The 12116-nt window shown below is 70.8% G+C and carries 12 protein-coding genes; 8 read left to right on the top strand and 4 right to left on the bottom strand.

The genetic code is table 11. The annotated features are described in order from the left end of the window. Positions 1 to 56: 56 nt before the first annotated feature. Positions 57 to 1247, bottom strand: coding sequence for an FAD-dependent monooxygenase (locus KVT45_RS28725; RefSeq protein ID WP_217552005.1), 1191 nt, complete (start codon positions 1245 to 1247; stop codon positions 57 to 59). A 343-nt stretch (positions 1248 to 1590) separates the two neighbouring features. On the opposite strand from KVT45_RS28725, the gene KVT45_RS28720 reads away from it, so the two are divergent. Together KVT45_RS28720 and KVT45_RS28715 are read left to right on the top strand one after the other, a co-directional pair. Next, positions 1591 to 2013, top strand: coding sequence for a tyrosinase cofactor (locus KVT45_RS28720; RefSeq protein WP_217552004.1), 423 nt, complete (start codon positions 1591 to 1593; stop codon positions 2011 to 2013). Positions 2014 to 2048: 35 nt separating this feature from the next. Next, a complete protein-coding gene (locus KVT45_RS28715) occupies positions 2049 to 2879 on the top strand; it encodes a tyrosinase family protein (RefSeq protein ID WP_217552003.1) in 831 nt (276 codons plus the stop codon). Positions 2880 to 2892: 13 nt separating this feature from the next. On the opposite strand, the gene KVT45_RS28710 is transcribed toward KVT45_RS28715, so the two are convergent. After that, complete coding sequence (locus KVT45_RS28710; RefSeq protein WP_217552002.1) at positions 2893 to 3594, bottom strand: ribonuclease H; 702 nt, start codon at positions 3592 to 3594, stop codon at positions 2893 to 2895. A gap of 47 nt (positions 3595 to 3641) precedes the next feature. After that, complete coding sequence (locus KVT45_RS28705) at positions 3642 to 4436, bottom strand: VOC family protein (protein WP_217552001.1); 795 nt, start codon at positions 4434 to 4436, stop codon at positions 3642 to 3644. Between the two features lie 149 nt (positions 4437 to 4585). On the opposite strand from KVT45_RS28705, the gene KVT45_RS28700 reads away from it, so the two are divergent. From KVT45_RS28700 to KVT45_RS28685, 4 genes are all read left to right on the top strand, one after another. After that, positions 4586 to 5593: a zinc-binding alcohol dehydrogenase family protein gene (locus tag KVT45_RS28700; RefSeq protein ID WP_217552076.1), complete on the top strand. Its 1008-nt coding sequence runs from the start codon at positions 4586 to 4588 to the stop codon at positions 5591 to 5593. A 228-nt stretch (positions 5594 to 5821) separates the two neighbouring features. Continuing rightward, positions 5822 to 7264: a family 2B encapsulin nanocompartment shell protein gene (locus KVT45_RS28695; RefSeq protein WP_217552000.1), complete on the top strand. Its 1443-nt coding sequence runs from the start codon at positions 5822 to 5824 to the stop codon at positions 7262 to 7264. A gap of 17 nt (positions 7265 to 7281) precedes the next feature. Then, the gene (locus KVT45_RS28690; RefSeq protein WP_217551999.1) at positions 7282 to 8334 is read left to right on the top strand and encodes a family 2 encapsulin nanocompartment cargo protein terpene cyclase; all 1053 of its coding nucleotides are present in this window, start codon (positions 7282 to 7284) and stop codon (positions 8332 to 8334) included. A 49-nt stretch (positions 8335 to 8383) separates the two neighbouring features. Further along, positions 8384 to 9268 carry a geranyl diphosphate 2-C-methyltransferase gene (locus KVT45_RS28685; RefSeq protein ID WP_217551998.1) on the top strand — a complete coding sequence of 295 codons (885 nt, stop codon included), beginning with the start codon at positions 8384 to 8386 and terminating at the stop codon, positions 9266 to 9268. Between the two features lie 60 nt (positions 9269 to 9328). On the opposite strand, the gene KVT45_RS28680 is transcribed toward KVT45_RS28685, so the two are convergent. After that, positions 9329 to 9811: a VOC family protein gene (locus KVT45_RS28680; RefSeq protein ID WP_217551997.1), complete on the bottom strand. Its 483-nt coding sequence runs from the start codon at positions 9809 to 9811 to the stop codon at positions 9329 to 9331. Positions 9812 to 9991: 180 nt separating this feature from the next. On the opposite strand from KVT45_RS28680, the gene KVT45_RS28675 reads away from it, so the two are divergent. Next, on the top strand, positions 9992 to 11197 hold the full coding sequence (locus KVT45_RS28675; RefSeq protein WP_217551996.1) for an epoxide hydrolase family protein: 1206 nt from the start codon (positions 9992 to 9994) through the stop codon (positions 11195 to 11197). A gap of 70 nt (positions 11198 to 11267) precedes the next feature. Beyond that, positions 11268 to 12080, top strand: coding sequence for a class I SAM-dependent methyltransferase (locus tag KVT45_RS28670; RefSeq protein ID WP_308310888.1), 813 nt, complete (start codon positions 11268 to 11270; stop codon positions 12078 to 12080). Positions 12081 to 12116 lie beyond the last annotated feature (36 nt).

The raw sequence follows: 12116 nt of genomic DNA, 5'->3' as shown, positions 1-12116 counted from the left end.
ATTCACCCTATCGGGTGAATGGCCTTTCACCCAAACATCCCGCGGCCGTAAGGCGCCTACGACCGGACGTGCAGGGCGCGCGCCGCCCGTGGCCCGAGCCACCGCTTGAACCGGCGCAGCACCTCCAGCCGCCCGGCCGCCCTGTCGAGGCCGTAGTAGAGCTGCGGCGGGACGTACGGCAGCAGGGGCGAGTGCCGCTGGCCGAGCAGGGCGAACATGCGGTGCGGGGGCAGGCCGATGTAGCGGGGCAGGTTCTCGTACCACTGGGCGCTGAGGCGGGCCGCGCTCTGCGCGGAGACGAGTTCGGCCTTGCGCCGCTGTTCGTAGGCTGCGAGGGCCTGCGGCAGGGCGGCGGGTTCGCGCAGTGCGTCGGCGAGGCACATGGCGTCCTCCAGAGCGAGGGTGGTGCCGGCGCCGATGGAGTAGTGGGTGGTGTGCGCGGCGTCGCCGAGCAGGACGAGGTTGCCGTGGTGCCAGGTGCGGTTGGTGAGGGTGCGGAAGGCCGGCCAGGCCGCCGAGGAACCGCCGATCAGCGGACGGCCGTCGAGGATGCCGGCGAACAGCTTCTCCAGCAGGGTCAGTTGGCCGGCCTCGTCCATCGTGTCGAGGCCGAGGCCGGTGAGGGTGTCCGGGGCGCACTCGATGACGCAGGTGCTGTGCTCGGCGTCGTACGGGTAGCCGTAGCACCAGACCCAGCCGTGCTCCGTCTCGGTGAAGGCGAAGGTGAAGGAGTCGAAGACCTGGGTGGTGCCGAGCCACACGTAGTGGTTGCGGCCCTCGGTGACGTCGGTGCCGAAGTGGTCGGCGTGCCGGGCGCGCAGGGTGCTGTGGATGCCGTCGGCGGCGACGACCAGGTCGGCCTCGGGGAGGTTGCCGGGGGTGATCTCGTCCTCGAACTCCAGCCGGACGCCGAGACCGCGGGCGCGTTCGGCGAGGATCTCCAGGAGGCGGTGGCGGCCGATGCCGTGGCCCGCGTCACCGGGCTGCCGGGTCACCTGGTCACGGACGTGGGCGACGCCCTGGGTCCAGCGCACCGAGCTCTCCTCGATGGCCTGCGCCGACTCGGGGTCGTACGCGTGGAGCCGGTCGAGCAGGGCGCGCCAGTAGGTGACGCCCCAGCCGTAGGTGGAGCCCTCGGGGTTGCGTTCGCGGACGGTGATGTCGTGGGACGGGTTCTGCCTCTTGAGCAGGATCGCGAGATACAGACCGGCGGGCCCGCCTCCGACACAGACGACCTTCACGCGCACACCCCTGGGTTTCACTGAACGTGTCCAATTGGCATCGGAGGGTAGCAGCGCGAGAGCGCCCGGCCGGGTTTTCGAATCGCGCCAGATTGGCGCCGTGAGCCACGCCACCCGGACGGCGGACGGCCGCGAAAGATCACCGGAAAGCCGCCCGCCCGAGCAAGGAATTCCCCGTTCCGGGTCCGGCGGGGCCATCGCCACGACAAGATCATCTTCGTTCAATCTTATATGACATGTAGTCAATTGTCCTGATCGCAGCCAACCCGATCCGGGCGATTTCTCCTGCTCCGGAACCGGCGGATAGGCATACGGGGTCACCATCCGCACCCGTCACAGGAGCATCCGCATGCCCGAACTCACCCGCCGTCGCGCACTCACCGCGGCGGCCGCCCTCGCCGCCGCGGCCGGCGTCCAGACCCTCGTCGCACCCGGCGCCTCGGCCGCCGGCCACTCGCACGAGGGATCACTCGAACCCTTCGACGAGGTCTACAAGGGCCGCCGGATACAGGGCCGGCCGGCCGGGACCGGCGACATGGACGCGATGGCCGGAATGGATGGAATGGCCGGAATGGGCGGTCACCACCACGGACACGGCACCGGATACGCGGTGTTCGTGGACGGGGTCGAACTGCACGTGATGCGGAACGCCGACGGCAGCTGGATCAGCGTGGTCAGCCACTACGACCCGGTCGCCACCCCGCGCGCCGCCGCCCGCGCCGCGGTCGACGAGCTGCAGGGCGCCGCACTGCTGCCGTTCCCCGCCAACTGACCGCCCTGATCGCCCGCCCGAGGAGCACCCCGCACATGACCGTACGCAAGAACCAGGCCAGTCTGACCGCCGACGAGAAGCGGCGGTTCGTCGCCGCCGTCATCGAGCTGAAGCGCAGCGGGCGTTACGACGACTTCGTGCGCACGCACAACGCCTTCATCATGTCCGACACCGACGACTCGGAGCGCACCGGCCACCGTTCGCCGTCGTTCCTGCCCTGGCACCGCAGGTTCCTGCTCGACTTCGAGCAGGCACTCCAGTCGGTGGACTCCTCCGTCGCGCTCCCCTACTGGGACTGGAGCGCCGACCGGACCGTCCGTGCCGCGCTGTGGGCGCCGGACTTCCTCGGCGGCACCGGGCGCAGTTCGGACGGGCGGGTGACCGACGGGCCGTTCGCCGCGGCCGGCGGGAACTGGCCGGTCAACGTCCGCGTGGACGGCCGTACTTATCTGCGCAGGTCGCTCGGGACGAGCGTGCGCGAGCTGCCGAGCCGGGCCGAGGTCGACTCGGTACTGTCCATGGCGACGTACGACATGGCGCCCTGGAACAGCGCCTCGGACGGCTTCCGGAACCATCTGGAGGGCTGGCGCGGGGTCAACCTGCACAACAGGGTCCACGTCTGGGTCGGCGGGCAGATGGCCACCGGGGTCTCCCCCAACGACCCGGTGTTCTGGCTGCACCACGCCTTCATCGACAAGCTCTGGGCCCGCTGGCAGCGCCGGCACCCGGAGGCGGCCTATGTGCCGGGCGGTGGCACGCCGGACGTGGTGGACCTCGACGAGACGATGAAGCCGTGGAACGACGTGCGGCCGGCGGACCTGCTCGACCACACGAGGTTCTACACGTTCGACACCCTGGAGGCCTGATCGGGCCGCTGCGTCAGGCCTCTGCCGTACGGCACTCCGGGTGGCCCCAGCCCTGCGCGTTCTTGGCGATGGACTCGCCGGCCGCGTAGGAGCGGCCGCACAGGCAGCGGCCGGGGAACTTCGCCTTGATGGTGCGGGCCGAGGAGGCGCCCGCCGCGCTCTTGCGGGGTGCCGCCTTGCGGCGCGGGGCCGCGGCGGAGGCGGCGGACGTCGGGGACGGCGGCGGTTCCGGGGAGCCGAGGTCGCTGCCCGCGGCCTCCTGGACCACGGCCGCCTGGCTGGCCGCGCGGTCGGCGAAGTCGTTCAGCGGGTCGCCGTCGACCTGGTGGGCGGGGACGTACCGGAAGTCGACCGTGCGGCCGTCGAGGAGTTCGTCGATGCGGACGACAAGGTCCTGGTTGGCGACCGGCTTGCCCGCGGAGGTCTTCCAGCCGTTGCGCTTCCAGCCGGGCAGCCAGGTGGTGACGGCCTTCATCGCGTACTGCGAGTCCATCCGCACCTCGAGCGGCACGTCCGGCGCGACGGCCGTCAGCAGCCGCTCCAGGGCGGTCAGTTCGGCCACGTTGTTGGTGGCCTTGCCGAGCGGCCCGGCCTCCCAGCGGGCCGGAGTCGCCGCGTCGTCCGACACCACCCAGGCCCAGCCAGCCGGTCCCGGGTTTCCCTTAGAAGCCCCGTCGCACGCGGCCACCACTCGTTCACGCATGCGCCCGATCATGCCACGGCCGGGCGGGGTGCCCGGCCGTGGCCCGGGATCCGCCGAGGTCAGACGTCCGTGGTCGGCGGCATCTCACCCTCGGTGGTCGTGACGTCGATCACCGAGAAGTTGGCGCCCTGCGGGTCGCTGAGCGCCGCGAACCGGCCGAAGGGGCTGGTCATCGGCCCGAAGCGAAGGACCGCGCCGAGCTTCGTCGCCTTGGCGACGGCCTCGTCGCAGTCGGCGACGGTGAAGTACACGTTCACGTACGACGGCACCTCGGGCGGGAAGTCGTCGGTCATCCGCATCCGGCCGAGGACGGGCTGTTCACGGAGGTTGAACGTGCGGAAGTCGACGTTGTCGTCCTCGACCTGCCGGACCGTGTAGGGGAAGACGGCCGCGAAGAAGGGGTCGGCCTTCTCGGGCTCGCGGGTGAAGACCTCCGCCCAGCAGTAGGCGCCGGGCACGGCCGTGGCCTCGAAGCCCTCGTGGACACCGCCCTGCCAGATCCCGAACACCGCGCCGCTGGGCTCACGGGCCAGGCACATCGTGCCGAAGTCGCCGACCTGCATCGGCTCCATCAGCACCTCGCCGCCGTTCTCCCGGATCCGCGCCGCGGCGGCCGCCGCGTCCGGCGAGGCGAAGTACAGGCACCACTGCGACTGCCCCTCCTGACCGGGCATGGGCGGTACGACGGCGGCGACGGCCTTGCCGTTCGCGTAGGCCTGGGTGTAGTTGCCGTACTCCGAGGACGACTCTCCGAAGGTCCAGCCGAGGACCTCGCCGTAGAAGCTCTTGGCCCCCTCCAGGTCGCCGAACATCGCGTCGGCCCAACAGGGGGTTCCTTCAGGTTGTACCGCCATCGCCGCGACCCTTCCGATCGTGCGGGTTCTCCCGGTTCCTCACGCTAGCCACCGGGAGGTCCGCCCGCGCGCCGAACGCCGGACTCCGTCGGACACTGGGGAAGGGAGTCGGCGGCCTTCGGCGGACGGGGCGCGGTATGGCGGACGTGATGCGGGCGTGGTCGGTGGCGCGGCCCGGACCGGTCGAGGCGGATCCGCTGCGGCTGGTCGAGCGGCCGGTGCCGGTGCCCGGGGCGGACGAACTGCTGGTGCGGGTGCGGGCCTGCGGGGTGTGCCGCACCGATCTCCATGTCACCGAGGGAGATCTGCCGGTGCACCGGACCGGGGTGACCCCGGGGCACGAGGTGGTCGGCACGGTCGCGGGGACGGGCGCCGAGGTGGCGGACTTCGCGGTCGGCGACCGGGTCGGGGTGGCCTGGCTGCGGCGCACCGACGGGGAGTGCGCGTACTGCCGGCGGGGCGCCGAGAACCTGTGCCCGCACTCGCAGTACACCGGCTGGGACGCCGACGGCGGTTACGCGGAGTACACGACCGTGCCCGCCGCTTTCGCCTACCGGCTGCCCGGCGCCCTCGACGACATCGCGCTCGCCCCGCTGCTGTGCGCCGGCATCATCGGCTATCGCGCGCTGCGCCGGGCCTCGCTCCCGCCGGGCGGACGGCTCGGTCTGTACGGCTTCGGGGGCAGCGCCCACCTGTGTGCGCAGGTGGCGCTCGCCCAGGGCGCGCGGGTGCATGTGCTCACCCGGGGTGCCGAGGCGCGGCGGCTGGCCGTGGAGCTGGGCGCGGCCTCGGCGCGGGACGCCTACGAGGCGCCGCCCGAACCGCTGGACAGCGCGATCCTGTTCGCGCCGGTCGGCGACCTGGTGCCGGTCGCGCTGCGCGCCCTGGACCGGGGCGGGGTACTGGCGGTCGCGGGCATCCACCTCAGCGACGTACCGCCGTTGAACTACGAACGCGAGCTGTTCTACGAGCGGGAGCTGCGCAGCGTCACCTCCAACACCCGTGCCGACGGGCGGGAGTTCCTCGCGCTCGCCGAGCGGCACGGCGTGCACGCGACCACCCACGCCTATCCATTGTCGGAGGCTCCGAGGGCCCTGCGGGACCTGAAGGCCGGGCGCTTCGACGGGGCCGCGGTGCTGGTCAACGACCTTTCCTGAGCCCAACCCCCGCGCGACCCGGGCACGAGAGCGGGTGACCGGCGCACGATCAAGAAACACCACCCTTTCCACCCCGAACACCAGGTTTGCGCAACTAAGGCATGCAACCGCCCCTTTCGCGCCGTACCCGTAGATCACCACGGCTGTTTGGCTTGTCCGTGCGCACCACCACCTCGCACACCACCGACCCTTCGGGTCACCGTTGTTCACCTCTCTGCTGGAGGGAAAGTGTCCACACCGGACAGCGTCATCGGTTCCGCCGTCGACGAGCCCGAACCGGATCCGACCGCCGACGGGCAGCTCACCAGCCTGAGCACCCGGGCGGCACGCCAGCTCGCCACGACCACCAAGTCCGAACCGCAGATGCAGGCCATCACCTCCCGGTGGCTGCTGAAGACACTGCCGTGGGTGGACGTCAGGGGCGGCACCTACCGGGTCAACCGGCGCCTCCAACTGCGCACCGGGCGGGGCCGGGTGAGCTTCGAGCACAACGGCGGGGACGACATCCGGGTCATCCCGCAGACCCTCACCGAGCTGCCGATCCTGCGCGGCTACGACGACCTGGACGCGCTGACCGAGATCGCCGGCCGGTTCCAGCCCCGCGAGGTGCGCGCCGGGCAGGTGCTGTTCGAGGCGGGGCAGCCGGTCACCGAGACCTACCTGGTGGTGCACGGCCGGTTCATCCGTTACGCGGCCGGCAAGTACGGCGAGGAGGAGGTCGTCGGGGTCGTCACCGACGGCGACCAGATGGGCGACGAGGCGGTCGGCCAGACCGATCCGCTCTGGCTCACCTCGGTCCGGGCGGAGACGGCGGGCGTGGTGATGGCGCTGCCCTGGACGGTCGCCGAGGAGATCATGGACCGGGTGCCCTCGCTCGGCGCCCATCTGCAGGCCTATGTCGACCGGCAGCGGCTGCCGATGAACCGCAAGGGCGAGGCCGAGGTGCCGGTGCAGGCCGGCCACACCGGCGAGCCGACCCTGCAGGGCGGCTTCGTGGACTACGACCTCGCGCCGCGCGAGTACGAGTTGTCGCTGACCCAGACCGTGCTGCGGGTGCACTCCCGGGTCGCCGACCTCTACAACCACCCGATGGACCAGACCCAGCAGCAGCTGCGCCTCACGGTCGAGGAGATCCGCGAGCGCCAGGAGTGGGAGCTGGTCAACAACCGGGAGTTCGGGCTCCTGCACAACATCGACTACGGGCAGCGGATCAGTTCCTTCACCGGCCCGCCGACCCCGGACGACATGGACGAGCTGATCTCCATGCGCCGCAAGACCAAGGTGATCCTGGCCCACCCCAAGGCGATCGCGGCCTTCTTCCGGCAGTGCAACCGGCGCGGCCTCGTGCCTCCGTCCACCAACGTCGACGGGCACGAGATCCCGGCCTGGCGCGGGGTCCCGATCTACCCGTGCAGCAAGATCCCGATCAGCGACGACCACACCAGCAGCATCATCGCGCTGCGCACCGGCGAGGCCGACCAGGGGGTCATCGGCCTCTACCAGACCGGCATCCCCGAGGAGTTCCAGCCCGGCCTGAACGTCCGCTTCATGGGCGTCAACGAGCAGGCCGTCATCAACTACCTGGTCACCGCCTACTACTCGCTCGCCGTCCTGGTCCCCGACGCGGCCGGGATCCTGGAGAACGTCCAGCTCGGCCGCACCGCCGACTGACGGCCTGGAGCACAGCCATGAGCACAACCACCACCTCCTACGCTCTGCCGGGACCGCCGAACATCGCGCAACGACTGCGCCCGACGAAACGCACCGGAGCGGTCCCCGGACTGCACTGCCGGCCGGCCGTGCCCGCCGACCCGGAGAAGGCCGCCGAGCTCGACCGCCGCCTTGAGGCCTGGGCCCGCGAGCTGGACCTGTTCCCCGCGGCCTGGAAGGGGGACTTCTCCGGCTTCCAGTTCGGCCGGGCCATCGCCCTCCAGCATCCGGGCGGCCTCGACCTGGACCGGCTCACCGCCGCCGGCAAGCTGCTGCTCGCCGAGAACATCGTGGACTCCTGCTACTGCGAGGAGGACGAGGGACGGGGCGGATCCCGGCGGGGCCTCGGCGGCCCGCTGATCATCGCCCAGTCGGCGCTCGACCCCTACCACGGCATCCCGGAGCTGGAGGAGGAGTGGCGCGAGGGGATCCAGGCCGACGGCCCGCTGCGCTCGTACCACCACGCCCTCGCGGACTACGCCGGCTTCGCCACGCCCAGCCAGACGGCCCGGTTCGTGCACGACATGGCCCGGCTGCACATGGGCTATCTCGGCGAGGCCGCGTGGATGGAGACCAAGTACACGCCCCGGGTCTGGGAGTACCTGGTGATGCGGCAGTTCAACAACTTCCGGCCCTGCCTGTCGATCGTCGACGCGGTGGACGGCTACGAACTGCCCGAACAGCTCTACGCCCGCCCGGAGATCCAGCGGATCACGGCCCTGGCCTGCAACGCCACCACGATCGTCAACGATCTGTACTCCTTCACCAAGGAGCTGGCGAGCGACCCGGACCACCTGAACCTGCCTCAGGTGGTGGCCGCCAACGACCGGCGCGGGCTGAAGGCGGCCTATCTGAAGTCCGTCGGCATCCACAACCGGGTCATGGAGGCCTTCGAGGAGGAGTCGGCCGCCCTGGCCGCCACCTCGCCGCTGATCGCGCGCTATGCGGAGGGGCTGGCCGCCTGGGTCTCCGGCAACCACGAATGGCACGCCACCAACACCAGCCGCTACCACCTGCCCGACTACTGGTAGCCACCGAGCCCATCCGAAACACCGTCAGAAACACTTCGAGGAGCAACTGTTGACGACCGCCCCTGTCGCTCGGAAGACCACCACGTCAGCCCCGGTGCCAACTCAGTCCAGGTACCAGAACAGCGTCGCGGAGTACTGGAACGCCGAGGAGAACCCGGTCAACCTCGAACTCGGAAAGATCGACGACCTCTACCACCACCACTACGGCATCGGTGAGGCCGACTGGTCGGTGCTCGACGAGCCCGATCCCGCGCTGCGCAAGGAGCGCGTCACCGGTGAGCTGCACCGTCTGGAGCACGCCCAGGCCGAGCTGCTCGCCTCCCACCTCGGCGCCCTCACGCCGGCCGACCGGGTCTTCGACGCGGGCTGCGGCCGCGGTGGCGGCAGCATCGTGGCGAACCTGCGCTACGGCTGCCACTCCGACGGGGTGACCATCTCCGCCAAGCAGGCCGACTTCGCCAACGAGATGGCCCGCAAGCGGGAGGTCGGCGACAAGGTCCGCTACCACCACCGGAACATGCTGGACACCGGCTTCGAGACCGGCGCCTACGCGGCCTCGTGGAACAACGAGTCCACGATGTACGTCGAGCTGGAGCTGCTGTTCGCCGAGCACGCCCGGCTGCTGCGCCGCGGCGGCCGCTATGTGACGATCACCGGCTGCTACAACAACGCCTACGGGCAGGCGTCCCGCGAGGTGTCCCTGATCAACGCGCACTACATCTGCGACATCCACCCGAGGTCGGAGTACTTCCGGGCGATGGCCGCCAACCGGCTGGTGCCGGTCCATGTGGAGGACCTCACCGCGGCGACGATCCCGTACTGGGAACTGCGCAAGCAGGCCGACCACCTGGTGACGGGGATCGAGGACGCGTTCCTCACCGCGTACAAGAACGGCAGCTTCCAGTATCTGCTGATCGTGGCCGACCGGGTCTGATCCGGCGGCGGGTCCACCAGGGGGCGGTGTCCGCGGACACCGCCCCCGTCCCCGTATGGCTCACTCCCCCGCGTACGCCTTCTGCAGCGCGGCGATGTCGAGCTTGCTCATGCTGTACATGGCCCGGGTGGTGCGCGCGGCCTTCTCCGGGTCGGCGTCGCCGATCATGTCGATCAGCCCGTCCGGGATGACCTGCCAGGACACGCCGTACCTGTCCTTGAGCCAGCCGCACGGGCCGGGTTCGCCGCCGTTCTCGGTGAGCTTGGCCCAGTAGTGGTCGACCTCCTCCTGCCCGGCGCAGTAGATCTGGAACGAGATCGCCTCGGTGAACTTGAACTGCGGGCCGCCGTTGATGGCGACGAACTTCTGCCCGTTGGCCGTGAAGTCGACGGCCAGCACGGAGCCCGCCTCCCCCGGTCCGGCCTCGTTGTACCGGCCGACCTTGCCGATGCTGGAGTTCTTGAAGACCGACACGTAGTAGTGCGCGGCCTCCTCGGCCTGGCCGTCGAACCAGAGACACGTGGTGAATCCGTCGGTGGTCATGGACACCTCCTGGGAGCGGGGAACGCGGTCATGTGTACCGACCCCTGCCAATCGAGAAACTAATCGCCCCGCGCCCCTTCCGGGGCGCGGGGCTGTGCTGCATATGCGGCTCCGCCGCGTGGGCGCGACAAGCCACAACGGCCCCGCAGACGACCGACGACCGCACCTAGCATCACCAACATGACCTCTTCGTCGCCGGACATCACCCCCTTCCGTATCTCCATCCCCCAGACCGACCTCGAAGACCTCCACACCCGCCTCGACCGCACCCGCTGGCCGGCCGAGCTGCCCGGCGCAGACTGGGCGTACGGCGTACCGACGCCGTATCTGCGGGACCTCGCGCACTACTGGCGGCACGAGTACGACTGGCGCGCGGCCGAAGCGGAGCTCAACGCGTGGCCGCAGTTCACCACCACGGTCGACGGCACGAACGTGCACTTCGCCCACATCCGCTCCCCCGAGCCGGACGCCACCCCGCTGGTCGTCACCCACGGCTGGCCGGGCTCGATCGTGGAGTTCCTGGACGTGGTCGGGCCGCTCACTGATCCGGCGGCGCACGGCGGGGACCCGGCCGACGCCTTCCACGTGGTGCTGCCGAGCATCCCGGGGTTCGGGTTCTCCGGTCCGACGACGGAGTCCGGCTGGGAGGCGGGGCGGGTCGCGGACGCCTGGGCCGAGCTGATGCACCGGCTGGGCTACGAGCGGTTCGGTGCGCAGGGCGGTGACTGGGGCGCGGCGATCTCCCGGGAGCTGGGCCGCGCCCATCCCGGCCGGGTGATCGGCGTCCACCTCAATCTGCTGCCGGGCGCCCAGCAGGCCACCGAGCCGACGGCCGGGGAGCTGGCGGCGCTGGACGCCGAGGAGGGGGCCAACACCCTCGACTCGTGGCGGCGTTGGGCCGCCTGGTCCAAGGAGAGCACCGGGTACGCGATCCTGCAGAGCACCCGCCCGCACACGCCCGGATACGCGCTCACGGACTCGCCGGTGGGGCAGCTCGCCTGGATCGTCGAGAAGTTCCGGGAGTGGACGGACTCCGAGGAGCTGCCGGAGGAGGCGGTGGACCGGGACCGGCTGCTGACCAACGTGATGCTCTACTGGCTCACCGGCACGGCCGCCTCCTCCGCCCGGATCTACTACGAGCGGGCGCACGCCACCGGCGCCCGGGCCGCCGCGCCCTTCGAACCGTCCACGGCACCGACCGCCCTCGCCCTGTTCCCGGCCGAACCCCAGCGGCCGCTGCGGCACAAGGCGGACCGCACGGAGAACATCGTCCGCTGGACGGAATTCGACCGGGGCGGGCACTTCGCGGCGATGGAGGAGCCGGATCTGCTGGTGGGCGATGTGCGGGCGTTCTTCCGGCAGTTGCGGGAGAAGGGCGAGCGCTGAGAGGCCGCCGGGCGGCCGGGGCCGGCGAAAAACGCTGGCTCCGAGGGACGGGCAGCGGCATTCTGCCTGCGTGGACGCACTGGAATTCAGGGTGAAAGAACCGAAACTGCGGGACATCTTCGACCAGGACGCCGAACGGTACGAACGGGCCCGGCCCCGCTACCCCGCCTCGCTGGTCGATGAGTTGGTCCGGGTCACGGGCGCCGGGCCGGGCGTCCGGGTCCTGGAGATCGCCCCGGGCACCGGCAAACTCACCGTCGATCTGGCCGGCTCCGGCTGTTCGATCACCGCCGTGGAGATCGGCCCGAACATGGCCGCCGTGGCCCGTCGGCAACTGGCCGCGTTTCCCGAGGTAGACGTGGTGGTCGCGGCCTTTGAACAGTGGGAGCTGCCGCCGGAGCCGTTCGACGCGGTGGTCTGCGCGACCGCCTTCCACTGGATCGACCCGGCGGTCCGGATGCCCAAGGCGGCCCGGGCGCTGCGCCCGGGCGGGCAGCTCGGCGTCATCGCCACCCACCATGTGGCGGGCGGCACCGAGGACTTCTTCGCCGAGGTCCAGGAGTGCTACGAGCGCTGGGATCCGGCCACCCCGCCGGGTCTGCGTCTGACCCCCGAGTCCGACCTCGCGACCGACACGACCGAGTTCACCGGCTCCCCGCACTTCACCGACGTCTCCGTGCACGGCCATGCCCAGGAGATCACGTACACCACCGACCAGTACCTGGACGTGCTGCTCACCTACTCGAACCACCGAGCGCTCCCGGAGGCCGCCCGGAACGGGCTGCTCGCGAGCATCCGCGGGCTGATCGACTCCCGGTACGGCGGTGTCGTCACCAAGCGGTACCGGCACGAGCTGGTCACAGCGGTGCGCGTCGGAGCGTAGTCCCCTCGACCACGGACCGTCACAGGCTGTTTTTGG

Source organism: Streptomyces sp. GbtcB6 (genome assembly GCF_019091475.1).
Taxonomy (GTDB): Bacteria; Actinomycetota; Actinomycetes; order Streptomycetales; family Streptomycetaceae; genus Streptomyces; species Streptomyces hyaluromycini.
Note: the sequence above shows the minus strand (reverse complement) of the source record. Positions and strands in the feature narration are given on the sequence as shown.